Below are 22,915 nucleotides of genomic sequence, written 5' to 3' on the forward strand. Positions count from 1 at the left end.
TGAGCGATCCCGGTCGGATCGCCTCTTGTTGTTTTGCTTTTCCGCGCGTGCGTTGGCGTTCGATGCTCGGCACGCATCGGACGCGGGGCACGCGGGCCGCTCGCTCGGCCCGCGTATCGAATGCGGCGGTTACGGGAGCTTGCCGACGAGCGGAAGTCCACCGCCGAAGAGCGAGCTCACGCCGCTCGTCGGCGAACCGGTGGCGGTCGTGGAACTCGTCGAGCCAGTGGAGCCCGGCGCGCCGCCGACGGTGGTGCCGATGGAACCAAGCGCACCCGTCAAGGAGGAAAGCGGGCCGGTGCCGGCGCTCGAGCCGAGCGCGCCGGTCACGGAAGACAGAGGGCTCGCGCCGCCGAGTGCGCCGGTCAGCGAGGAGAGCGGGCCGCTGCCGCCCGTGCCCGCCGACGAGCCACCGGGTTGAACGGTTGCCGTGGAACTGCCCACGAGGCTCGTGATGAGGCCGGGAATCGGTGCGGCGCCGTTCGGGCCGTTCGGATTCACGAGCCCGCCCGCGTTGGTCACGGTGTTGCCGACGCTCGAGACGAGATGCCCCACATCCGCCGCCAATGGATTCGAGGAAGCGCCGGCCACTTGCGCCCCGGCGCTTTGCACGGCGGAGCCGATTTGGGCGAGCGCGCCGGACAGGGGCGCGCCGACGCCGCTCGTCGTTCCAACCGCCTGGGTTTGTTGGCCGAGCGTCACGACGAGCGGTGTGATGGCCGAACTCAGGGGCTGGGTGACTTGCTGCACGGCGGACGAGGACATCGTATTCGCCAAGACTTGGCCGCCGGCGCTCACCCCGTTGGCCGCCGTGTCGAGTGCGCCGGCGAGCGGGGTCGTGACGGGGGCGAGCGGTGCCAACGGCCCGGTGCCGAGCGCGTTCACGGTGGACGCGACGCCGGCGATGACGCCGCCCGTCGCACCGACGGTCGTGCCGAGTCCGGCGGCCGTGGTGCCGACCGGGTCGGGCGTCGAGCCGATTTGGCCGAGACCGCTGCTGAGCGCGTTGGCGGCCGCATTGATGACGCCGCCCGTCGCGGATACCGTGCCGCCCACGCCCTGCGTAACCGCCGGATCGACGCCGGGGACCGACGTGGAGGAAATGGTGGAGCCGAGGTCGCCCGCGGTCGAGCCGAGCGTCGTGAGCGCGCCCGAGGTCGAGTTGGCGGCCGGCGTCGGGTTGGGTGAGGGTGTCGGCGTGACCGTGCCGCCCGCCGAGGACGCGGCGGGTGGCGCCGTCAATCCGCTGCCGCCGCAGGCGGACAGCAGATAGGCGACGGCGAAGGCGGTGAACGGCGCGCGCAGCGACGTCGCATTGGTGCGGGCCGCTTCGATGATCAGGCGTTGCTGTTTCTTGGACATGATGTGCTCCTCGTGGGCTGGGCGTTATTTCTTGGCGAGCGATCCGGTGAGTCCGCTGGTGAGCGAGGTCAGGCCGCCCAATGGGTTCGAACCCGTGGCGCCGGCGCTGCCGGCGCCTGTCAATGCACCGGTGACGGTATTGAGCAGACCGGTCACCGGCGCCAATGCGTTGCTGCTGCCGGTGCTCGTGGCGCCCGTCGTGCCGACGGCCCCGGTAACGGTCGAAACGAGCCCTGTGACGGGCGCGAGCGGACCGGTCGACGTACCGGTGCCGCCTGCCGTCGCAAGCGTGCCGGTGACGGTCGAGACCAAGCCGGTGACGGGCGCGAGCGGATTGGCGGTGCCGGTGCCCGTGACGAGTCCGCCGAGCGAGGCGGTTGCGTTGCCGGTGGAGGCGAGGACGTTGCCGACGCCGCTCGTGACGGGATTGCCGCCCGCCGAGGCGACGGCGCTGCCCGCTTGCTTCAGAGCGCCGCCGGCGGTGCCCAGCAAGCCGGCAAGCTGCGGCCCCGCGCCGCTCGTCATCCCGACCGTTTGCGTCGTCGACGCAAGCGTGGACGTGATCGGGACGATCGCGCTGCTGAGCGGCTCGGTGACTTGCTGAACGGCGCCGCTCGCCAGCGTGTTGCCGAGCGTCGCGCCGCCCGCGGCAATCGCGTTGCCGAGCGTGCTGAGCGCACCGCCGAGCGGCGAGGTGAGGGGGGCGAGCGGCGAGAGCGGACCGCTTGCGCCTAAGCTCGTCGTGAGCGTCCCCGCGCTCGTGACGGCATTGCCCAACTGAGATACCGCGGGACCCGCGCTCACGAGGGTCGTGCCGATCGGATCGCCGGTGGCGCCGAGCTGCCCGAGTCCTTGCGAGATGCCGTTGCCGAGCGCGGATACGCTCGCGCCGACGCTTTGCACGACAGCGCCGGCGGCTTGCGTGGTTTGTGGGTTCGTGCCGGGCAACGATTGTTGACCGATGACGGTACCTAGGCTCGAGACGGTCGAGCCCGTCGCGCTGACGATGTCGCCGCCGCCTCCCAGTGTCTGACCGATCGCGTTGGCCGTCGCGGTGCCGCTCGTGCCGGTGCTTGTCGTGCCGCCGCTCGTGCTGGAGCCGCTCGTGCCGCTCGTGCCGCTCGTGCCGGTAGCACCGCTGCCGCCGGCCCCCGCACCGGCCCCGGTAGTGCCTCCGCTCGTCGCGGCGGTGCTGCCCGCTCCGCCTCCCGACCCGAGGCCTTGGCTCAGCGTGCCCGATCCGCCGCAGGCCGTCAGCGCCAGCATCGTCGCGACCGCTGCCGCACACCATGTCTTGCGCAAAACCCCGTCTTGCTTCCGTGTGTTCATTGCTGCTCCTCGCTTTTCGTTTATCGGATTGGTTGCGGGCGCAAGCTCTGCAATGGGCGTGCCAACGCGGGTACGCGCGGCGTACGAGATATAGGAAGCGGCGTGCGAATGTCGATGACGTCAGCGCTGCCGCGGCAAGCGCGGGCGGATGAGGCTTACGAGCAATGCCGCGTGCGATGGCACGGGCGAGGGCGGCACGAAGCGCACGTAACGTAACGAGTGGGCTGCGTTGTTACCGCCGCGGCCGTAACGTGACATCGGCCCGCGCGGGTTAATGCCGGGGCGAAGGGGCTGTAATGGGCGACTAAGAAAATTAGTAGACCTAATCTAAACTATCGTTTGCCCTAACTCGAAAGCGATCACAAGGCGCCGTCGATGAGGGTAGAGTCGCCCTGTAGTGAAAACGCATCGTCAACGCGCATCGGCCATAAGACAAAAAGCAATGCCGACCGGCCAAGGAGGACGTTATCGATACATCACTCGCAGTTCATTACTAAAACGCACTGCCATAGTCGCATTGCGGGCGAACGGCACATCAACGAAGCCTTATCACGAAGTGCACTCAGTCGGGCAACGAAGCTTGCTCCGACCTTTCGTTGCATGCCGGCGAGCCAATCCCGCGCGACGTTCGTCGATTTTTCGAGGGGCATCATGAACAAGCTCGTCAAGCGTTTCCTTATCGAAGACCGTGGCGTCACCGCCATCGAATATGCACTGATCGCCGGTCTCATCGCAGCCGCCATCGCCACGGTGGTCGGCTCCGTCAGCACGAATATCCAAGCGGTGTTCACCACCGTCGCCGCCGCTATCAAGACGTGATGGCGCGAGTTGTAACTAAATATTAAATAGCCGATTTAGGCATTTCTCGAGAGCGTTTGTATGTGCTGATTGCTTCGGCAATCGGCATGGATCGATTCGAACATTTTCGGGCTTTTCAAAATTCGCATGCTGCTTTCAAGTGCTGTATTCGTGGTTTGGGCCGCACTCGTCGCTTGGTTCGATTGCCGCACGCGTCGTGTGGCGAACCGGCTCGTCGCCGTTGGCGCCGCGGCCGCGTTCGCTTGCGCCGCCGTGCACGCGGCGCCGTTCGGCGTTGCGCCCGCCGCCGCGGCCCTCGGTGCGCTTGTGGGCTGCGCGGCCCTGCTGCCGTTTTTCGCGTTCGGCCTGATGGGCGCCGCCGACGTTAAAGTGTTCGCCGTACTCGGCGCATGGTGCGGGACCGGTCCGCTGCTCGGATTGTGGGTGGCCGCGAGTCTCGCGGCGGCCGTGCATGCGCTCACGCTGCTCGCAAGCGAGCGGTGGCGAGCCTGCTCGGGCGTTCGCTGGTCGCCTTGGCGCAATGGGCAACCGGCGTTCGAGATCGGTACTCGCCGTGCGACGCCCTATGCGGCCTTGCTCGTGGGCGCCGCATCCCTTCATCTGTTGGGCGGCGCCTTGCAAGGGGCGGTGCATTGATGCGTGCGACCCGTTCGTTGCGCGCGCGCATGCGCTGCTCCGGCAGCGCGGCCGTGGAGTTCGCGCTCGTCTTCCCGCTGTTGTTCTTGGTGCTGTACGGCATCGTGACCTACAGCGTGTTGTTCGTCGCCGAGCAGAACCTCACGTTGGCCGCGGAGGAGGGCGCACGCGCAGCGCTCAACTATCAGAGCGCGAGCAGCGTTGCGGCCGCGCTCGCGGCGCGCGGCGGCAACGCGTGCACGGTGGCAAATCAATCGACAGGCTGGCTGGCCGCATACGCGCAATGCGCATCGCAGGTGCAAGGATGCAGTTACGACAGCGCCATGTCGTGCATGCGGATCACGCTGACCTATGACTATGCAAATCACCCGCTCGTACCGAAATTGCCGCTCATAGGGCTCGCGCTACCGCAAACGTTGTCCAGCGCCGCGACGGTGCAACTCAATCCGGAGAACGTGCTGTGAGCGCACGCCGGTCTAGGGTACGCATCGGCGCGCGTGGCGCGGCGTTCGCGCCGCGTCGGAGTTGGAGTTGGAGTTGGAGCTTCGCGAGGACGCAAGCATGAGGCATCTGAACATCACGAAGACGGTGGCGATCGCGTTGATCGCGGCCGCGCTGCTGCTGGCGTTTTATGCGTGGGCATTGAGCCGGCGCCCGAGCGCGGCACCCGCCGTCGTCAAGGCGCAAGCGGTGCCGGCGACGTTTCCGGTCGTGATCGCCACGCATCTGTTGCCGGCCGGCACCGCGATCGCCGGCGGCGACCTGCGCGTCGTCATGCTGCCGGTGCGTCCGAGCGGCGCGTTCGCCGATACCGCGCTCGTTGCGCGGCGCGTGCCGCTCACGGATATCGGCGCGAACGTGCCCGTGCTCGAGGGACAGTTGTCGTCGGGTTTCGCGGAACAAGTGGCGCCGGGCGAGCGCGCCGTGGCCATTCACGTCGATGAGGCGAGTTCGGTTGGCGAACGCGTGCGCCCCGGCAACTTCGTCGATGTTTTCCTGACGCTCAAACGTGACGGCATGAGCGCTGGGCCGCATGCGGAGATCACGCAGTCGCAAACGCGCCTGCTGCTCTCGCGTGTGCGCGTGCTTGCGTTCGGCACGACGGTCTCGGGTGCGGGCAATCCCGCGCAGTTCGGCGTGGGCGCGCATACCGCGGTGTTGGCGGTGCCGACAGCCGAGGTCGATCGGCTTGCATTGGCCGACAGCGCCGGCCATATCGTGCTGGCGCTGCGCAACCCGCACGACGAGGATGCGATCGAGCCCGGCGACGCAGCGAATGACGAAGGTGCGCGACGCGTGAGCGCTGCGCGCGTCGCCGCCGAGCCCCCTTCGGTGCAGGCGGCCGCGGGGGTTTCGCTGAGCGAGCTGTCGCGCGAGCGAGTGCGCTTGCGCGTACCCGAACAACCGCTAGCGCCGCGCAAGCGCACGTATGCCGGTGTCGGCATCGAAGTCATACGAGGCGGCCAAGCGCAAACGCTCGGCAATTGATCGGCAACAAGAAAAGGCCTAAGGCGAGGGCCATCGAAGACATGGCGAACCAAGCAGCGATAGTGAAACGGAGCGCGGCGCTTCTCATAGCGGCGTGTTGCCTCGCGCTCTTCTTATACGGCTTGCCGGATGCGGCGTGCGCCGCGGGAGATCGCGCGCGCCCGCTCGAATCTCGTGCGCCCTCGACGATTGCACTTTCGGTCGGCGAGCAACGGCAGATCGAACCGGGAACGCGTCTGGCGCGCGTGGCGGTGGCCGATCCGGCTGTCGCCGACGTCCTCGTGATTCGCGATGGCGATGGGCGCGGGGGCATACTCGCGATCGGCAAAGCGCCGGGGCGCACGAGCCTGTTGCTCTGGGAGCAGGGCCGGCCGGCGCCGCGAACGTTGACGCTCGTCGTGCAGCCCGCCGCCGCGGCGGCACTCGCGGGCAACGGTGTTCCGAATGTCGAAACTTATGGACAGGACGTGGTCGTGTCGGGCGACGCGCCGACGATGGAGGCGCATCAACGCGGCAGGGATCTCGCGCGCCTCGCGGCGAACGCAGGCAGCCGCGCGAGCGCGAGGCACGGCGATGCGCGAACGGCACAAAGCGGGCTCGCTGGCGGAGGCAAGGGCGAGAGCGCCGATTCGAGCACGATCGTCGACGAGTCGAGCGTCGCCACGCGCAGTGTCGTTCAGGTCGACGTACGCGTGGTCGAATTCAGTCGCACGGTACTGAAACAAGCGGGCTTGAACTTGTTCAAGCAGAGCAACGGTTTTTCGTTCGGCACGTTTGCGCCTTCCGGCTTGAACTCGGTCTCGGGTGGCGGCACATCGAGCTTCCAAGTGACGAGCACCGCGCCGATCGCGTCGGCTTTCAATCTCGTGCTCAATTCGGCGGGGCGCGGCCTATTCGCCGATTTGAGCTTGATGGAGAGCAACAACCTCGCGCGGGTGCTGGCCGAACCCACGCTCGTCGCGCTCTCGGGACAAAGCGCGAGTTTCCTCGCTGGCGGCGAGATCCCCGTGCCCGTTCCCCAGGCGCTCGGTACGACGTCCATTGACTACAAACCCTATGGCGTCGGCTTGACGTTGACGCCCACGGTGCTGAGCGCGCAACGCATCGCGCTGAAGGTCGCCCCCGAGGCGAGCCAACTCGACTTTCAAAACGCCGTGACGATCAACGGCGTATCCGTGCCGGCGATTACGACGCGTCGCGCCGACACGACTGTTGAGCTCGGCGACGGCGAAAGCTTCGTCATCGGCGGGCTCATCGATCGGGAAACGATGTCGAACGTCAACAAGGTTCCGTTGCTCGGCGATTTGCCGATCATCGGCGCTTTCTTCAAACAGTTGAACTATCAGCAAAACGACAAAGAACTCGTGATCGTCGTGACGCCGCATCTCGTCTCGCCGCTCGCGAAGGACGCTGCGTTGCCGGCGACGCCCGGCGAGCGCTCCGAGCAGCGCGACGGCGCCGTGTGGCGCTCGTACTTGGGCGGCGCGCTCTCGCGCGATGCCGGTCCGGGGTTCTCGCGATGACGCGCGCCCGCAACCAGTGCGATGCAGGCGACGCACGAGGAGGTGCACCATGAACGCAAGAGCGCCATCGTTGAATGAAGGCGAGTGCACGATCGCCCGCCACTTCGTGTTCGCGACGAGCGAGGAGGGCAGCGCGCGTTGGCTCGGCGATGCCCTTGCCACGACGGGCGCCGTGCAAAGCGCGCCGCATGATCCGGCCGCGCTCGCGCAACGCGTCGCTGCACTGCGGCCGTCGCTCGTTTTCGTCGATTTCTCAGGAGCCCTAATCGATTCCGCTACGCGGGCCGTGCAGGCCGTGCGCGCGTTGGCGCCGCAGGTGCCGATCATCGCGGTGGGCCGGCTCGCGCAGCCCGAGGGCGCGATCGCCGCGCTGCGCGCCGGCGTACGCGACTTCGTCGATCTGGCGGGCGGCGCGCAGGAGGCGGCGCGAATCGCGCGCGAAGCGCTCGAACACACCGCGCGTCTGCCCGCGCGCCATGGCCGGCTCACGGTGCTGCTCGGCGCGCGCGTGGGCGTCGGCGTGTCCACGCTCGCGGCGCATTTGAGCGTACTCGTCCACAAGCGCGGCGCCCGCGCGCGGCGCCAGGCGGCGCTCATCGATCTGGGATTGCCCGCCGGCGACGGCTTGCTCTATCTGGATACACGAAGCGAATTCGACTTCGTCGAAGCGGTTCGCAACCTAGGCCGCTTCGACGAGACGTTCGTCCACACGGCGCTCGCGCGGCACGCAAGCGGGCTCGCCTTGACGGCGCTCGCGCCCGATCTCGCGTCGTTGCGCACGGTGTCGTATGCGTCGGCCGTGGCGTTGCTCGCGCGTTTGCGGACGTTTTTCGATCATCAAGTCGTCGACCTCGGCGGCTTTTCCAATCACGAGTTCGTCGCGCAGGTCGCGCAGGCCGCGGACGACGTCTGGCTCGTTTGCGACCCCGCGATCGCCTCGCTCGTATCGGCTGTCGAGTTGCTGCGCGAGTTGGCCGCGGTGCAGTTCGACACGGCTCGCATCGGCCTCGTCGTGACGAAATACGACGCGCGCCTCGGGCTGACCGCCGAACAGATCGCGGCGCGTCTTGCCTTGCCGCTCGTCGCGACGCTGCCGTCGCGGCGCGTGCCGCTGCTGCAAGCCGCCAATCAGGGCAAGTTGCTGATCGATACGGCCGAGCGCGATCCATACGTGCGCGCGGTCGACGCGCTTGCCGAGCGTATCGCGCCCGCCGCCGACGATCTCGCGCAGGGCGAGGCGGGTTCGTGCGACGAGCCGGCCGCGCCTGCTCGATCGATGCGCCTGACGCGATTTTTCCACCTTCCACCGAAGCGGTCATAGACGATGGCAAACGAAATCGAATTTGCCGACGATGCTTCCTCGTTCGCGCACACGCAGCAGTTCCAGGACATCAAGAACGCGGCGCACGAGCATTTGCTCACGCGTATCGAGGAGCTCGGGGCGGAGTTCGGCCGCTGGTCGCGCACGGCGATCAATCAGTTCGTCGATCTGGAGATGGACAGCTTCGTGCGGCTTCGCAGAATCCCGATCAACGAAAGCGAAGTGAGGCTCATCGCCGAGGCGCTGACGAAGGAGCTCGCGGGCTTCGGGCCGATCGAGGACTTGCTCGGCGATCCCGCGGTCGAAGACATCCTCGTCAACGGCTACCGCGACGTGTACGTGTCGCGCCACGGGATCTTGACGAAGATGCCGGTGCGCTTCGCCGACAACGCGCATTTGCTGCGCATCGTGCGGCGTATCCTCGCGCCGATCGGCCGGCGCTTGGACGAATCCAACCCGATGGTCGATGCGCGCCTGCCCGACGGCGGGCGCGTGAACGTCGTGATCGAGCCGCTGTCGATCGATGGGCCCGTCGTCTCGATTCGCAAGTTCCGCAAAGATCCGCTGCGGCCATCCGATCTATTGGCGAACGCAACGTACAACGCCGAAATCGGCGCGCTGCTCGAGGCGGCCGTGGCGGCGCGTTGCAACGTGCTGGTCTCCGGCGGAACGAGCTCGGGCAAGACGTCGCTTTTGAACGCACTGGCGTTTCATATCCCCGAGCCGGAGCGCGTCGTCACGATCGAGGATACGGCCGAGCTGTCGTTGAATCATCCGCACGTCGTGCGTCTGGAGAGCCGGCCCGGCGGCTTCGACGGCTCGGGGCTCGTCACGATTCGCGACTTGCTGCGCAATACGCTGCGGATGCGGCCCGATCGCATCATCGTCGGCGAAGTGCGCGGCGGCGAAGTGCTCGAGATGTTGCAAGCGATGAATACGGGGCACGACGGCTCGATGGGTACGGTGCATGCCAGCTCGCCGCGCGAGTGCCTCTATCGGCTCGAAATGTTGGCCGGTTTCGCAGGTTTTCAAGGCACGGAATCGAGCTTGCGCAGGCAGATCGCCAATGCGATCGACTTCATCGTGCAAATCGGCCGGCTTTCCAATGGACGGCGGCGCATCTTGTCGGTTACCGAGGTCACCGGTCTTTCCGACACGATCATCGCGACGCAAGAGTTGTATCGCTACGAACCCATCGCGGGACAGGACGGCGATGAGCTCGATCATTGGGTGTCGCTCGGCATTCACCCGCACTCGCCGAAGCTCGCGCGCTTCAGAAGCGTGCTCGGCGCGAGCTTCGACGACGGCTTCTCGCAAGGAGGATTCCGTGTCTGAAGGCGTGGCGGCATTGTTGGCGGTGGCGCTGGTGTGCGCGGCGCTCGCGCTGATGCTCTGGCAACGCGCCGCGCGCAGCCAGCGCCGGCTCACGATCGAACGCTTCGTCGAGCGCCGTGTGCTCGCGTCCGGAGCCGGGGGGGCGGCCAGCGTGCCGATGTCCGGCAAGGCCGCGTCCGCGCCGCCGCAGGTGGAACGCGCAAGACAAGAGGCGGTGCCGTTTTGGCCCGAGGTGCTCGAGCATCTTGCGGTGCGCGCCGGGTTGGCCGGCGCGGGCAAGCCTGTGGCGATCGCGTCGGCGGGTATCGCGCTCGGCGTCGTATGGATCGGCGTACGCGTGAGCGTCGTGGCGGCTTGCGCCGCCGCGGTCGCATCGGCCGCGGCGGTCGCGCTCGCGGTGACGGCGCGCGCGCAACGGCGGCGGCTCGCGATCGTCACGCAGCTTCCCGCGTTTTTGGACGGCATCGTGCGCCTCGTCACGCTCGGCAACAGCGTGCCGGCCGCGTTCCAAGCAGCGTTGAAAAGCACCGAGGCGCCGTTGCGCGAATGTCTCGACCACGTCTCGCGCATGATGCGAGCCGGTGCGGAGATCGATCGCGCGCTCGCGCACGTCGCGATCGTCTATCGAACGCGCGAGTTCGAGTTCGTCGGGGCGGTCTTGCGCTTGTCGGTCAAATACGGGGGACGGGCCGATGTCATGCTCGAGCGGATGTCGGCTTTCATGCGCGATCTCGAACAGGCCGAGCGAGAGCTATCCGCGATGTCGGCGGAGACGCGGCTGTCGGCCTGGGTGCTCGTCGCGCTGCCGATTCTGATCGGAGGGTTCCTCGTGGCGACGAACCCCACGTATTTCCAGGCGATGTGGGGCGACGCCGACGGGCGCCGCCTCATTTGTCTCGCGTTCGCTTTGCAGGCCGTCGGGGGCTATCTGCTGTATCGCATGACTCGGTTGAGGGCATGAGCGATGAGAGCCGATCGAATCATGGCGCTGGCACTCGCGCTCGGCGCACTGGGATGCCTGTTGCTCGCTTACGTTGCGGTGAACCGCCTGAAGGCCGCGCGGCGCGGAGCCCGCACGCTCGAGAACGCGCTCGAGCGGCGTGCGGCGATGGCGGCGGCACGCGCCGAGACCGACGCACGCGCGGCGCCTGGCGGCGTGCCGCTCGGCGCTGTGCCGCAGGCTCGCTATATGACGGCGCCGGCCACGGCGCAACGCGGCGAGGCCGGTGCGCCCGGTGCGCCGCCGCTGGCTGCGCCGCCCAGGACGATCGCCCAACAACTGACGGCATGGCGGGCGCGCTGCGGCCAAGCAGGCGCGCGATGGCTCGATACGCCGCTGGGCAGGCAAGTCGTCGCGGCCGAAGACCGGCGCCTCATCGAGCAATGCGGGTTCGTCGACATCAACGCGCGGGGACTGTTTCTGCTCTCGCGCCTGGCTTGCGCACTGGCGGCGCCGCCTTTGGCGGGTTGGCTATGGGGCGCCGACGTACCGGGTGCATACCGCATCGCTTTTGTCGCGGCGGCTTTCACGATCGGCTTCATGGTGCCCAAATTCGCGCTGGGGCGGCGCGCGGCCGGGCGCCGCGGCGCGGTGGCCGACGAAATGCCGGTGCTCGTCGATTTGCTGCGCCTGCTGCAAGGGGTGGGTCTGTCGCTCGACCAAAGCCTGCAAGTGACGATCAACGATTTCCGCGCGATGCTGCCGGTGCTCGCGGGGGAGCTCGAATTGGCGCAGCGTCAATTCGTGGCGGGACGGACGCGCGAGCAATCGCTGCAGCGTTTGGCGGCCAGTTTCGACAACGAGGATTTGCGCGCGGTCGTGCGGCTGATGATCCAGGTCGATCGGCACGGGGGCGCGGTGCAAGAACCGCTGAAACAGTTCGGCGATCGGTTGCGCGAGACGCGGCGCGCGAGGTTGCGCGAAAAGATAGGACAACTAACGGTCAAGATGACCGGCGTCATGATTTTGACGCTTTTGCCGGCGCTGTTGATCGTGACGGCCGGCCCTGGTTTGCTGGCGGTGATCCGGTCGCTGGCCGGTGTGCATCGATAAAGATCGAGCGCGGCGGCCGGCCCGCAAACCAATGCCGGGTTCCACAGAGAGATTGAACGAATCGATGAACGAGGCGATGAACGAGGCGATGAATCGAATGATCCATGATCGTCCGGCGATCCGGGTGGGCCGGACGCGTTCGCGGCCACGCGCCTTGCTCGCCGCGGCGCTCGTCATCTCGTGCGCCGCCTGCGCGTTCAAGCCCTCCGGTTACGGTGCCGGCGTACAGGCGGAACGCGCGGCGGCGCAGTCCGTGGCTGAAAAGGACCCGGCGCCCGATACGCCGGGTATGTACCTCGCGTTGATCGACCGGATGCAGCGGCAGGGGCTCTACTACGCCTCGCTGGCGCATATCGACGCCTACGAAAAGCAGTATGGCGTGACGCCCGATTCGACCTTGCTGCGGGCGCAGGCGCTGCGCGAAACGGGCCAGAGCGCCGCGAGCGCGGATGCCTATCGGGCGTTGCTCCCGACATCGCTCGCGGCGAGCGGCTACCACGGCCTGGGCTTGCTTGCCGGCGCCGCCGGGGACTTCCGAGGTGCGTGCCGCGCGTTGCAGCAAGCGGCTGCGCTCGCGCCCACCGATGCCGCCACACTGTCCGATCTCGGTTATGCGCGGCTGCGCGAGGGCGACGTGGCGGGTGCGCGCGTACCGCTGATGCAAGCGGCCGAGCTCGATTCGGGCAACGCCCGCGTACAGGCGAACGTCGTGTTGCTATTGCTGGCGCAGGGTCGAGTGAAGCAAGCGCGCGCGTTGATGGACGCGCGGCAGTTCACGCCTGCAGTGCGTTCGGCCCTGCATGACGATGCGGCGAAAGTCGCGCGCGCCGCGCGTGAGTTCAAGAGCGATCCCAAGAACGATCCGATCGCGGCGCGCGATCCCGCGGACGTGCAAACGATTTCCGGGCGCAGCGATCGATGAATGCCCGTAACGAAGGAGAGGCGATGTATCGACGAAACCCCGTCACGAATCGGCGAGCGCGCGTCGCGATCGTCGTGATGCTCATCGCGGCCGGCCTAGGCGCCGCGGTCGAAGCGTGCGCACAGTCGGGCGCAAAACTGGGCGCAAAACGGGGCGCCGCCGATATCGGGCAGAGCACACGTTCGTGGCTCGAGTTGCAGCGCACGAACGCCGCGGCGGCGCCCGCGTTGCCGATGCCGGGTGCCCAAGCGACGTTGGCTTACGAGCGCTATATGGACTCGTTCCGCACGAAAATCCCGGAGTCGTTCGGCTCGACGCTCTCGGGCGAGAGCGGGGCGGCACGCTTCGATCGGTGGAACGCCGGATCCGGGGCGATTGCGCCGCCGGGTGACAACTGAGCGCTCCCGTGATCGTGCCGCGCGCCCTCATGCGCCATGCGAGCGCCGGTTTGCCGCTCGTTCCGAAGCGGCCGATGCGTCGCGCTCAGCGCGGCACGATTGCGCCGATCGTCGCGCTGTTCATGACGGTCGTGATCGCATCGCTCGGTGCGCTCGACGTGGGCAACGCGTTCTTCGCTCGACGCGCCTTGCAGCGCACGGCCGATCTCGCGGCCTTGGCCGCGGCGCAGACCATGGACGACGCGTGCGCGAAGCCGACGGCCATCGCGCGGGCGAACGCGGCGGCCAACGGCTTTTCGACCGATGCGGCGGGCCAATCGATGAGCGTCGTGTGCGGACGTTGGGATACGAGCGCCAATGCCGCCCCCAGCTATTTTGCCGCGACGAGTGCGGCGACGCCGCTCAACGCGGTCCAAGTGACGGCGACGCGTAGCGTGCCGTATTTCTTTCTCGGCCCGGCGCGGCAGATGAGCGCCAGCGCAACGGCCGAGGCGACGAATCTCGGCGCGTTTACCGTGGGTACCACGCTCGCGCAACTGCAAGGTGGCCTCGTGGGGGCGTTGCTCAACGCGCTGCTGGGTGCCGATGTGAATGTATCCGTTGCCTCGTACGAATCGCTAGCGAACGCGCGCGTGCGGATGCGCGATCTGATGGCGGCGGCCGGCGTCGGCACCGTCGACCAGTTGCTGGCCACGCAGGTGAACGTCGAGCAATTGGCCCGTTTGATGGTCACGGCGTTGTCGTCGACATCGATTGCCGATGCGAATTTGCAAACCGACGTGGCGACACTGCAGGCGATCGCGGGGAGCAGCGGCGCCGCGAATGCGGTCTCGTTCGCGCTCGGCGGCGAGCAGGGCGGCCACGGCGTGATCGCGCTCGGCGCGGCCGATGGCCAAAGCGCGCTCGACGCGACGATCAGCCCCTTCGATGCGCTGCTCGTCGCGGCCGAGATCGCCAAGGCGGGGCAACCGCCCATCGACGTGGCGACCGGACTTCAGATCGCCGGCTTCGGCGCGACGCTGAAGGTGCAGATCGTCGAGCCGCCCGTGTTGGCCGTCGGCGAAGCCGGCGTCGATTCGGTCAAGCAACGCTGGCGCACGCAGGCGAGTACCGCGCAGGTCCGCGTTTATCTCGACGTAACGCTCGGCACGCCGGCGCTGCCCGTCATCGGCGGCGTGCTCCTGCATGTGCCGCTCTCGCTCGAGGTCGCGCCCGGCACGGCCTGGTTGCAGGCGACGAACTGTGCGGCGACGCAGGCGGCCAGCACCTCGACGATCGGCGTGCAACCAGGCTTGGCGAATCTTTGCCTGGGCGATCCGCCCACCGACCTCTCGGCGTCGCAGCCGTTTTCGTGCACGCGGCCCGCGACGCTCGTGAACGTCGCAAACGTCGTCACCGTCACGGCCAACGCCGCGCTGCCCGCCGTCGTGCCGCCGTCGTCCGCCACGACGCTGACCTTCGTGGGCGCGACCCCGACCGACGGCGCGTACCAAAGCGCCAATTCGAACGCCGTCGGCGGCGTGTTGGCCAATGGGCTCGATGGCCTCGCCGCGTCCCTCGCCCAACCCGACGCGTTGAACGTGACGCTGCTCGGCGCGCTGTCGCTGCCGGTCGGTCCGCTCGTGGACGCGCTGCTCACCGTGCTGACTCCCGCGCTGGGCCAGTTGCTCTCGGGGTTCGATGCGGCCGTCGATCCGCTACTGCAGCTGCTCGGCGCGCAAGTCGGCGTCGCGACCGTCCACGATCTCTCGCTGACCTGCGGCGTGTCGAAATTGGTCTATTGATGTTTAGGATCCCTAATAACGATGAAAACCGGCCATACGATCGAGGAACTGGACATTTATGTCTGGGAGGGCAAGGCTGACATCGTCGAGCGCGTGGTGCGCTGCATGTCGAGCTTCGACGTCGACGTGATCCGCGCCGACGATATGACGAACGCCCCCGAGCGCAGCGTCTCGCGCGCGTCGCTAGCCGTCATCAGCGTGAGCGTGATCGGCGCCAGCGGCGCCAAGCTGCGCGATTGGCAGGCGCATACCGGCATGCCGGTGATTTGGGTGGGCGCGCTGCCGCGCGAGCGCGACCCCGCCACGTACCCGCCCGAGTACTCGCATGTGCTGCCGCTCGATTTCACGTGCGCCGAGCTGCGCGGCATGGTGGGCAAGCTGCTGACCCAGTTGCGCGCACATGCGGCGCAAGCGCCCGAGCCGAGCGTGCTCGTCGCCCATTCCGAGTGCATGCAGGCGCTGCTGCACGAGGTCGATACGTTCGCCGATTGCGACACGAGCGTGCTGATCCGCGGCGAGACGGGGGTGGGCAAGGAGCGCATCGCGCAGCTTCTGCACGAAAAGCACTCGCGCTATCGCGACGGCCCGTTCGTCGCGGTCAATTGCGGCGCGATTCCGGACGGGCTTTTCGAGTCGCTGTTCTTCGGTCATGCGAAGGGGTCGTTCACCGGTGCGGTGGGCGCGCACAAAGGCTACTTCGAGCAGGCGGACGGGGGCACCTTGTTCCTGGACGAGATCGGCGACTTGCCGTTGTATCAGCAAGTGAAGCTGCTGCGCGTGCTCGAGGATTGCGCGGTGACGCGGATTGGATCGGCGATGCCCGTCAAGGTCGATTTCCGCCTCGTGGCGGCGACCAACAAGGACTTGCCGCAACTGGTGAAGGACGGCACCTTCCGGGCCGATCTGTACTACCGGCTCGCCGTGATCGAGTTGCGCATCCCGTCGCTGGAGGAGCGCGGGGCGGTGGAAAAGATCGCGATCTTCAAGGCGTTCATCGCCGCCGTCGTGGGCGCCGAGCGATTGGCGGCGCTGCCGGAGATCCCTTATTGGCTCGCCGATGCCGTGGCCGATACCTACTTCCCCGGCAACGTGCGCGAATTGCGCAACCTCGCCGAGCGTATCGGCGTGACGGTGCGTCAGATCGGCGCGTGGGATGCCGCGCGGCTGCGCCGGCTCATAGCCCACGCCCGCAATGCGCAGAGCGCGCCGGCCGAGACCGCGGTGCAAGGGCTCGTCGACCGCAGCAAATGGGACATGGCCGAGCGCGAGCGTGTGCTCGCGGCGCTTGCCTCGAACGCGTGGCGAAGGCAAGACACAGCACAATACCTCGGGATTAGCCGGAAAGTCTTGTGGGAAAAAATGAGGAAGTACCAGATATTCGATGAGGAGCCCGAAACGCGAGAAAGTGAGGGATAATGGCGCGCTTGAGTCAAGCTGTCTCAAAAGTAGAACTATTCCAGCAGGAAACGACACATGAGCCACTATTCGCGTATGCGGGGGACCGCGCTAACAGCGCTTATCGCAATCGGGGGATTGGGTATAAACGGTTGTGCCACGGCGCAGTCGGCCGCGGACGACACCGCAAACGTTGCACCGGCCGCAGCGGCTCCGGCTGCTCCGGCGGTGCCTGCCGTCACGGCTTCGCCGGTGGCATCGACGCAGTTGTCGAGTCCGGTTACGGCACCGGATCAGTCCGCGTCGGCGGCCGCTGACACGACCGATGGGCAGGGCGATGTTGCGCAATTGCAACAGCTCATGCGCGGCAACGAGCTGTCCGAATTGCGTACCGCATACAACGGCACGTATGGCGCGAGTCTGTTACTGCACGGCGAGGATATGACCTACTACGCCGTGCTGTTCCAGCAGAAGAATTTCTGGCGCGTGATCAAGACGACGAACGCCGATTACGCGGAATCGGTCTACGCCGAATTCGTGCGGCGCAGCGCGCAGCTTGCCGACGTCGAAATCAAGCGCACGGTGCTCGCGGCGCAAAAGGCCTATACGGAAGCGTTGCTCGCCAAGGCTCAAGCCCGAGCCGATCGCTTGCAAGCGGATCTCGAGGTGGCGCACAAGCAGCAGGCGCTCGTCGCGAGCCGCCAGAAGCAGGCGCGCGAAGAGGCGGCTGCGCTGCAATCGCAAAAGCGCGCGGCTCAGGAGCAGTTGAGCGCCATGCAGCACCAGATTCATCTGTTGCAGCGTGAAACGCAGCAAGGCTTGCCCGCCACGCATCCGCATCCGCGCCGCCGTAAGCATTGAGCCGCAGGTGTGTCGAGCGCGCATGGGTGCGCTCGATACATCGCATCGACTCGCTTAGCCCCGCTTCGCGGACGCGGCTCGCATGCGGGTTTCGGATGGGCTGGCGCTAGCGCCGCCCCTCGGGGCGCGCTTGTGTGACGACGCGTTCGACGATCTGCTTGGCGCTGGTCAAGTGCGCCACCGTCATGGCACGCGCGCCGCGCGCGTCGCGCTCGCGGCATGCTTGCAAGATCGCGGCGTGCTCGTGCTGAAACGCTTCCGTATCGGCGAGCAGCATGCTTTGCAGCCGCTCGTAGCGCTCTACTTGACCTCGCAACTCGCGAATCGCTTTCAATTGCCGGCCATTGCCGCACGGCGCGTACAACAGTTCGTGAAACTCGCGGTTGAGCTCCCCTTGCTTATCGGCCGTCTTCGTCTTGCCCAGCAAGCGATGCACGAGTTCGGCGCGCACGAGCGTTTCCTCGTCCATGCGCTTGACGGCGCGATAGATCGCATCGCCCTCAAGCAGCATCCGCATCGCGTAAATTTCCTCGACGTCGCTCGGCTCCAGCGCTCGCACGACAGCGCCGCGATTCGGATAGATCTCGATGAGCCCCTCAGCTTCGAGCTTTTTCAGCGCCTCGCGCAATGGAATGCGGCTAACGGAAAAACGGCCCGCCAGTTCGCGTTCGACGAGGCGCATCCCGTCGTGTAATTCGCCGTTGGCTATCGACTCGCGCAGCGATTGGGCGAGTGCGTCGGCGGTGGAATCGATCTTCGGTTGCATGCGAGCGGTCGGCCGGCCACGGCTGCCCAAGGCAGCCGCAGCGGTTATTCGTCGCGGTGATCGGAACCGTTCGAATCGGAGGAGGGGGTGCTGTTCTGCAACGTGCTGAACGGGCGGCGGCGGCGCGTGACGACGACAGGTCCTTCGGACGAACGATGCTCGCTGCCCGAGGACGGGGCGTACCCTTCACGCGGCTCGCGCGGTTCGCGCGGCTCTCTCGGTTCACGCGGGCCCGACCCTTCGCGCGGGCCCGAACCCTCACGCGGGCCGTGCCGTTCGCCGTAACCGCCGGGGCGCGGACCACGCGGACCGGGGCGCGTGCCCGTGTCGATTTGGATCGTCGAGATGGCGCGTTTGTAGATGCCTTGCAGGCCGACGGGCGTGCGCAGCATGACGAGGTATTGGTCGAACGACTCGATGCACCCCGTGAGGCGAATGCCGTTGACGAGATAGATCTCGACGCGCTTGCGCTCCTTGCGCGCGGCGTTCATGAAGTCGTTCTGCGGATGTGATTCGGACGGGTTCGGCATTGCGAGTACAGCAGCGAGGGCTGCTCCACGGTTAGTTGGCGGCTGCGCGACAGTGCGCGCACGATTCACGATTGGCCAGGATTTTACCCCGGGCGCGCGATGCGCGTATCGATTTGGCTGAGATCGTCCGTATTCGTGCGCCGCGGCGTCGTATTTCGCCGATGTTTCGCACTTCTCGGCCGCGCGCGGCTCGCGCCGCGCCGACGCGGCGGCGCGCCGATGCGAACGGCCCGAAAAGCGGTATTCGCCACACGCGTTTTCTTGAAGCGGCACAGGCAGTGCCTATGATGAATGAAGAAAATTCGGACGGCACGAGTCCACCGCTTTTTTGCCGTCCCTCAACCCTCCTCGTTACCAACGAACGAGCAGCCGATGACGCCCGTGCGCCCCCCGAACCTGTCCGAAACGCGCTTTTTGCGGGCGTTGCAAGCGTTCGCGTCCGTCGTCGGAGCGGCGAACGTGCAAAGCTCGGCGGATCGACTGCGCGACTATGCCGATCCGTTCACCCCGCAACCGATGGCGGAGCATTTCGCCGCATCCGCAGCCGTTTTGCCGCAATCGTCCGATGAAATTCGCGAGGTGCTCGCGATCGCGCGCGCGTATCGTCTGCCGTTGTGGCCGGTCTCCACGGGGCGCAACTTCGCGTACGGCGGCGCCGCGCCGCGCTTGAGCGGTTCGGTCGTGCTCGACCTCAAACGCATGAATCGAATCGTCGAAGTGAACGAGACGCTGGCCTATGCGCTCGTCGAGCCCGGCGTCACCTATTTCGATCTGCATGCCCATCTGCGCCGGCACGGCATACCGCTGTGGATCGATCCGGCCGCCGCGGGGTGGGGCAGCGTGCTCGGCAATACGCTGGAGCGCGGCTTCGGCTACACCGCCTACGGCGATCACGCGGCGAACCAATGCGGGATGGAGGTCATGCTCGCGAACGGCGAACTCGTGCGTACGGGGATGGGGGCGATCGAGATCGGGCGCGCGTGGCAGTCGTACAAGGCGGGGTTCGGGCCATCGTACGACGCGATGTTCATGCAATCGAACTTCGGCATCGTGACGAAGCTGGGCCTGTGGCTCATGCCGCAACCGCCCGCCTACCTGCTGGCCCAAGTGAAGTTGCCGCGTGAAAGCGACCTCGAAGCGGCCGTCGAAACGCTCCGGCCCCTCAGATTGAACGAAACCATTCGCAACCACGCCGTCATCGAAGGGGCGATCCGCTATGCCGCGGGTGTATCGACGCGAACCGATTGGTACGACGGCGACGGTCCGCTGCCTGAATCGGTCGTCGGCGACATCGTCGCGCGGCTCGGCATCGGACGTTGGAACGTTCACTTTGCCGTGTACGGCGAGCCCGACGTCGTCGAGGCGCGCTTCGCCTCCGCCCGGCGCGCGTTCGCGCGGGTGCCCGGCGCGTCGATCGAAGCGCACCGGTATGGCGCGGGCGACGTGCCGATCGGCGGCGGGGAAGGGAACATGGCCGGGATCCCCGCGATGAGTGCGTTTCGCATGCTCGATTGGCGCGGCGGGAATGGCGCGCACGTCGACTTTTCGCCGATTTGCCCCTTCACGGGCGGCGATGCGATGCGGCAATACTCGGTGTCGAAGGCGCGATTGGCGGAGTACGGATTCGACTATTACGGCGGATTCACGGCCGGCGAGCGGCACTTGCACCATATCGTCGCGACTATTTTCGATCGCGACGATCCGAGGCAAGTCGAGGCCGCGGCCGATCTGCAGCGCGTGTTGATGAGCGACGCGCGCGCCGAGGGGTACGGCGTGTACCGCACGCACCTCGCGACGATGGATTTCGCCGCCTCCCAATACGATTTCAACGACGGCGCGCTATTGAAAATGTCGGAGACGATCAAAGACGCGCTCGATCCCGACGGGATTCTCGCGCCCGGAAAATCCGGCATCTGGCCGCGTGCTTGGCGGGCGAAGCGCGGCAACTGATGCGCGCGGCGCCGGTGTCTGCAAGGAGTGGCGAAAGTGGACCGACGCACCTTCCTCGTCTCGAGCTTACGGGCGGCGACGTTCAGCTATGCGTGGCCGGCGCTGCGTTGTCTTGCCGCCGGGCGAGCCGCGCCCGAGCCCGCGCTGCTCGTGATCGACTGCGCATTGCCGCTGAGCGTCTCGTACGGGGCGCTGCGGCGCGGCGAGTGCGCGCGATCGCTGATCGCCGCGGGCGACGCCGGCACGCTCTGGCATGCGTGGCTGAGTGATTGGCCGGGTAGGGCGATAGGCGTGTTGCGCCCATCCGATTGCTTCGTACTGCGAAATTTATCGATTGCTCACGGCCGCGATTGGCAATCGACGATCATCGATTCGCCCACGACGGGAAACATGGCGAGGTCTACCGCCCTTGCATTCGAGATCGGCGCCGTGGCGCCCGCGTCCAGGCAATGAAGCGCGCCGGGACGCGGCAAGCGCCGCATCGATGCGGTCGAGCGTCACCGTGCGCCGGTCGCGGCCTCCTGCGCACCGTTGGTGCCGGCGCGGCCGGCCGACGCATTGCGCAGCGTGCCGAGCTTGGCAAGCTCCTCGTCGCGCAGTGCCCGCCGCAAGATTTTGCCGACGTTCGTTTGCGGTAGCTCATCGCGAAACTCGATCAGCTTCGGCACCTTGTAGCCGGTCAAATGCTGACGGCAATGTTGCAAGATTTCATCGCGCGTCAGCCCCGGCCCCCGCGGCACGATGAACACCTTCACGCGTTCGCCCTGGGCTTCGTCGGGAATGCCGATTGCCGCCACCTCGCGCACGCCCGGATGCATCGCCAAGACGTCCTCGATTTCGCTCGGATACACATTGAATCCGGAGACGAGGATCATGTCCTTCTTCCGATCGATGAGTTTGATGAAGCCGGCGCTGTCCATGATGCCGATGTCGCCCGTTGCGAGCCAACCGTCGGCATCGAGTACTTTTGCCGTTTCGTCGGGTCGCATCCAATAGCCTTTCATGACCTGCGGTCCCTTCACGCATAGCTCGCCGGCCTCGCCGATGCCGGCCCACGCGCCGTCTTCCTTGCGAAAACGCACGAGCGTGGAGGGAGCGGGCAGACCGACCGAGCCGTCGAACTCGCGCAGATGCTTCAGATCGACGGGGTTCAACGCGACGATCGGCGAGCACTCCGTGAGGCCGTAGCCTTCGACGATCGGCTTGCCCGTTACCGCTTTGAAGCGATCGGCGACGGCGCGTTGCGTCGCCATGCCTCCGGCCATCGCCAGCTTCAGGTTCGAGAAGTCGCGCTTGCAGAATTCTTCGTTATCGAGAAATGCTTTGTACAGCGTGTTGATGGCCAGAATACCGGAGAAGGTTTGATTGCGCAAAATCCGCATCACGCGCTTCATGTCGCGCGGATTCGCGATGAGGATGTTGCGGCCGCCCAGCCCTAGGAAGATCAATCCGTTCACTGTCAGCGAGAGGATATGATAGAGCGGCAGCGGTGTGAGCACCGTCTCGACATCGCCGCTCAATTGACTTTCGGCCCACGCTTTCGCTTGCAGCAGGTTGGCCACCACGTTGCGATGCGTGAGCATGGCACCCTTGGCGACGCCGGTCGTGCCGCCCGTATATTGCAGGAACGCCAGGTCGTCGTGCGTCAGCGCGACCGGCGCGAGCGGGGACTTGGCGCCCAACGCAAGTGCTTCGCGCATGCGCACCGACTGCGGCAGGCGATAGGGCGGCACCATTTTTTCAACGTGCTTGAGCACGAAATTCAGCAATCGGCCTTTCGCGTTGATCGTCTCGCCCAGCAGATCGCCCAACGCCGTGACGACGACATGTTCGACCGCCGTGCCCGGCAGCGCCTGTTCGAGCGTCTTCGCGAAATTTTCGAACACGACGATCGCCTTTGCGCCGCTGTCCTTCAGTTGATGCGCGAGCTCGCGCGGCGTATAGAGCGGATTGACGTTGACGACGACGGCACCGGCCTTCAGCACGCCGAACAACGACACGGGATATTGAAACGTATTGGGCAGCATGATGGCGACGCGATCGCCGCGCGCGATGCCGATGCGTTGCAGATAGGCCGCGAACGCCTTTGCCTTGCGCGCGAGCGTGTCGTACGACATCTCCGAGCCGATGCTGACGAAGGCGGTGCGGCTGCTGAAACGCGAGGTGCATTCGTCGAAGAAGTGGGCGACCGAGGCGTATCGATCCACGTCGATTTCGCGCGGCACGTCGGGCGGATAAGAGGCGTACCAAATGCCGTCCGTACCGGCTGTATCGGCTGTATCGACCTTATCGGGCTCGAACCGTTCGATGCCGCTTGCCGCGTCGGATGCCGCCTGCGGGGCAATGGGTTGATCCATGTTGTTTTCTCCCTGGGTTATCGTCGCCGCGACGATCCAGGCGGCATGCCTGAGTATGCCGCGGCGATTAAGGCCGATCGAGGCGA

20 protein-coding genes and 1 pseudogene are annotated in these 22,915 nt (G+C 66.6%); 16 read left to right on the top strand and 5 right to left on the bottom strand.

The window, feature by feature from the left end; all coding sequences use genetic code 11:
* Positions 1-129: 129 nt before the first annotated feature.
* Together C0Z18_RS17125 and C0Z18_RS17130 are read right to left on the bottom strand one after the other, a co-directional pair.
* Entirely contained in the window at positions 130-1,362 is a 1,233-nt protein-coding gene (locus C0Z18_RS17125; protein ID WP_233217352.1) for a collagen-like triple helix repeat-containing protein, read from the bottom strand.
* Between the two features lie 36 nt (positions 1,363-1,398).
* Positions 1,399-2,691 (bottom strand): annotated as a pseudogene (locus tag C0Z18_RS17130) (collagen-like triple helix repeat-containing protein); the annotation flags it as partial.
* Between the two features lie 651 nt (positions 2,692-3,342).
* Between C0Z18_RS17130 and C0Z18_RS17135 the strand changes: the two are divergent.
* The 14 genes from C0Z18_RS17135 (at position 3,343) to C0Z18_RS17200 (ending at position 17,226) form a co-directional block, all read left to right on the top strand.
* Positions 3,343-3,510 carry a Flp family type IVb pilin gene (locus tag C0Z18_RS17135; RefSeq protein WP_102646698.1) on the top strand — a complete coding sequence of 56 codons (168 nt, stop codon included), beginning with the start codon at positions 3,343-3,345 and terminating at the stop codon, positions 3,508-3,510.
* Between the two features lie 126 nt (positions 3,511-3,636).
* Positions 3,637-4,146, top strand: a complete 510-nt coding sequence (locus C0Z18_RS17140; protein ID WP_102646699.1) for a prepilin peptidase — start codon at positions 3,637-3,639, stop codon at positions 4,144-4,146.
* Positions 4,143-4,610, top strand: coding sequence for a TadE/TadG family type IV pilus assembly protein (locus tag C0Z18_RS17145; RefSeq protein ID WP_408647029.1), 468 nt, complete (start codon positions 4,143-4,145; stop codon positions 4,608-4,610). The genes C0Z18_RS17140 and C0Z18_RS17145 overlap by 4 nt, the downstream gene beginning before the upstream one ends.
* Positions 4,611-4,707: 97 nt before the next feature.
* A complete protein-coding gene (gene cpaB / locus C0Z18_RS17150) occupies positions 4,708-5,634 on the top strand; it encodes a Flp pilus assembly protein CpaB (protein ID WP_102646700.1) in 927 nt (308 codons plus the stop codon).
* 41 nt (positions 5,635-5,675) lie between these two features.
* Positions 5,676-7,157, top strand: a complete 1,482-nt coding sequence (locus C0Z18_RS17155) for a type II and III secretion system protein family protein (RefSeq protein WP_102646624.1) — start codon at positions 5,676-5,678, stop codon at positions 7,155-7,157.
* Positions 7,158-7,206: 49 nt separating this feature from the next.
* Complete coding sequence (locus C0Z18_RS17160) at positions 7,207-8,478, top strand: fimbrial protein (RefSeq protein WP_102646625.1); 1,272 nt, start codon at positions 7,207-7,209, stop codon at positions 8,476-8,478.
* Positions 8,479-8,481: 3 nt separating this feature from the next.
* A complete protein-coding gene (locus C0Z18_RS17165; protein WP_102646626.1) occupies positions 8,482-9,813 on the top strand; it encodes a CpaF family protein in 1,332 nt (443 codons plus the stop codon).
* Positions 9,806-10,774 (top strand): type II secretion system F family protein, encoded by a 969-nt coding sequence (locus C0Z18_RS17170; protein WP_408647030.1) that lies wholly within the window; start codon positions 9,806-9,808, stop codon positions 10,772-10,774. Before C0Z18_RS17165 ends, C0Z18_RS17170 begins: the two co-directional genes overlap by 8 nt.
* Positions 10,775-10,777: 3 nt before the next feature.
* Complete coding sequence (locus C0Z18_RS17175; RefSeq protein ID WP_102646627.1) at positions 10,778-11,866, top strand: type II secretion system F family protein; 1,089 nt, start codon at positions 10,778-10,780, stop codon at positions 11,864-11,866.
* Positions 11,867-11,930: 64 nt separating this feature from the next.
* Positions 11,931-12,788 (top strand): tetratricopeptide repeat protein, encoded by an 858-nt coding sequence (locus C0Z18_RS17180; RefSeq protein ID WP_146014028.1) that lies wholly within the window; start codon positions 11,931-11,933, stop codon positions 12,786-12,788.
* Between the two features lie 23 nt (positions 12,789-12,811).
* A complete protein-coding gene (locus C0Z18_RS17185) occupies positions 12,812-13,186 on the top strand; it encodes a DUF3613 domain-containing protein (protein ID WP_199189475.1) in 375 nt (124 codons plus the stop codon).
* An 8-nt stretch (positions 13,187-13,194) separates the two neighbouring features.
* Positions 13,195-14,970 carry a TadG family pilus assembly protein gene (locus C0Z18_RS17190; protein ID WP_233217353.1) on the top strand — a complete coding sequence of 592 codons (1,776 nt, stop codon included), beginning with the start codon at positions 13,195-13,197 and terminating at the stop codon, positions 14,968-14,970.
* 21 nt (positions 14,971-14,991) lie between these two features.
* Positions 14,992-16,386, top strand: coding sequence for a sigma 54-interacting transcriptional regulator (locus C0Z18_RS17195; protein ID WP_102646629.1), 1,395 nt, complete (start codon positions 14,992-14,994; stop codon positions 16,384-16,386).
* A 57-nt stretch (positions 16,387-16,443) separates the two neighbouring features.
* Positions 16,444-17,226 (top strand): DUF2968 domain-containing protein, encoded by a 783-nt coding sequence (locus C0Z18_RS17200; protein ID WP_102646630.1) that lies wholly within the window; start codon positions 16,444-16,446, stop codon positions 17,224-17,226.
* 106 nt (positions 17,227-17,332) lie between these two features.
* Here the strand turns inward: C0Z18_RS17200 and C0Z18_RS17205 are convergent, their stop codons facing one another.
* Both C0Z18_RS17205 and hfq read right to left on the bottom strand, forming a co-directional pair.
* Positions 17,333-17,992, bottom strand: a complete 660-nt coding sequence (locus C0Z18_RS17205; protein WP_102646704.1) for a GntR family transcriptional regulator — start codon at positions 17,990-17,992, stop codon at positions 17,333-17,335.
* A gap of 44 nt (positions 17,993-18,036) precedes the next feature.
* Positions 18,037-18,522: an RNA chaperone Hfq gene (gene hfq / locus C0Z18_RS17210; RefSeq protein WP_102646631.1), complete on the bottom strand. Its 486-nt coding sequence runs from the start codon at positions 18,520-18,522 to the stop codon at positions 18,037-18,039.
* Between the two features lie 372 nt (positions 18,523-18,894).
* Here hfq and C0Z18_RS17215 point away from each other — a divergent pair, with 372 nt between their 5' ends.
* On the top strand, positions 18,895-20,472 hold the full coding sequence (locus C0Z18_RS17215; protein WP_102646632.1) for an FAD-binding oxidoreductase: 1,578 nt from the start codon (positions 18,895-18,897) through the stop codon (positions 20,470-20,472).
* A gap of 36 nt (positions 20,473-20,508) precedes the next feature.
* Positions 20,509-20,925, top strand: coding sequence for a hypothetical protein (locus tag C0Z18_RS17220; RefSeq protein ID WP_146014029.1), 417 nt, complete (start codon positions 20,509-20,511; stop codon positions 20,923-20,925).
* Positions 20,926-20,969: 44 nt separating this feature from the next.
* Here the strand turns inward: C0Z18_RS17220 and C0Z18_RS17225 are convergent, their stop codons facing one another.
* The gene (locus tag C0Z18_RS17225) at positions 20,970-22,829 is read right to left on the bottom strand and encodes an AMP-binding protein (protein ID WP_102646705.1); all 1,860 of its coding nucleotides are present in this window, start codon (positions 22,827-22,829) and stop codon (positions 20,970-20,972) included.
* Positions 22,830-22,915 lie beyond the last annotated feature (86 nt).

The organism is Trinickia dabaoshanensis (assembly GCF_002879885.1).
Taxonomy (GTDB): domain Bacteria; phylum Pseudomonadota; class Gammaproteobacteria; order Burkholderiales; family Burkholderiaceae; genus Trinickia; species Trinickia dabaoshanensis.

Bases quoted from the DNA above. Each gene is read 5' to 3' on its own strand.
- C0Z18_RS17195 (WP_102646629.1), top strand. From the start codon at position 14,992: ATGAAAACCGGCCATACGATCGAGGAACTGGACATTTATGTCTGGGAG.
- C0Z18_RS17155 (WP_102646624.1), top strand. From the start codon at position 5,676: ATGGCGAACCAAGCAGCGATAGTGAAACGGAGCGCGGCGCTTCTCATA.
- hfq (WP_102646631.1), bottom strand. From the start codon at position 18,522: ATGCCGAACCCGTCCGAATCACATCCGCAGAACGACTTCATGAACGCC.
- C0Z18_RS17215 (WP_102646632.1), top strand. From the start codon at position 18,895: ATGACGCCCGTGCGCCCCCCGAACCTGTCCGAAACGCGCTTTTTGCGG.
- C0Z18_RS17160 (WP_102646625.1), top strand. From the start codon at position 7,207: ATGAACGCAAGAGCGCCATCGTTGAATGAAGGCGAGTGCACGATCGCC.
- C0Z18_RS17185 (WP_199189475.1), top strand. From the start codon at position 12,812: ATGTATCGACGAAACCCCGTCACGAATCGGCGAGCGCGCGTCGCGATC.
- C0Z18_RS17135 (WP_102646698.1), top strand. From the start codon at position 3,343: ATGAACAAGCTCGTCAAGCGTTTCCTTATCGAAGACCGTGGCGTCACC.
- C0Z18_RS17200 (WP_102646630.1), top strand. From the start codon at position 16,444: ATGAGCCACTATTCGCGTATGCGGGGGACCGCGCTAACAGCGCTTATC.
- cpaB (WP_102646700.1), top strand. From the start codon at position 4,708: ATGAGGCATCTGAACATCACGAAGACGGTGGCGATCGCGTTGATCGCG.
- C0Z18_RS17175 (WP_102646627.1), top strand. From the start codon at position 10,778: ATGAGAGCCGATCGAATCATGGCGCTGGCACTCGCGCTCGGCGCACTG.
- C0Z18_RS17180 (WP_146014028.1), top strand. From the start codon at position 11,931: ATGAACGAGGCGATGAACGAGGCGATGAATCGAATGATCCATGATCGT.
- C0Z18_RS17225 (WP_102646705.1), bottom strand. From the start codon at position 22,829: ATGGATCAACCCATTGCCCCGCAGGCGGCATCCGACGCGGCAAGCGGC.
- C0Z18_RS17125 (WP_233217352.1), bottom strand. From the start codon at position 1,362: ATGTCCAAGAAACAGCAACGCCTGATCATCGAAGCGGCCCGCACCAAT.
- C0Z18_RS17205 (WP_102646704.1), bottom strand. From the start codon at position 17,992: ATGCAACCGAAGATCGATTCCACCGCCGACGCACTCGCCCAATCGCTG.
- C0Z18_RS17140 (WP_102646699.1), top strand. From the start codon at position 3,637: ATGCTGCTTTCAAGTGCTGTATTCGTGGTTTGGGCCGCACTCGTCGCT.
- C0Z18_RS17165 (WP_102646626.1), top strand. From the start codon at position 8,482: ATGGCAAACGAAATCGAATTTGCCGACGATGCTTCCTCGTTCGCGCAC.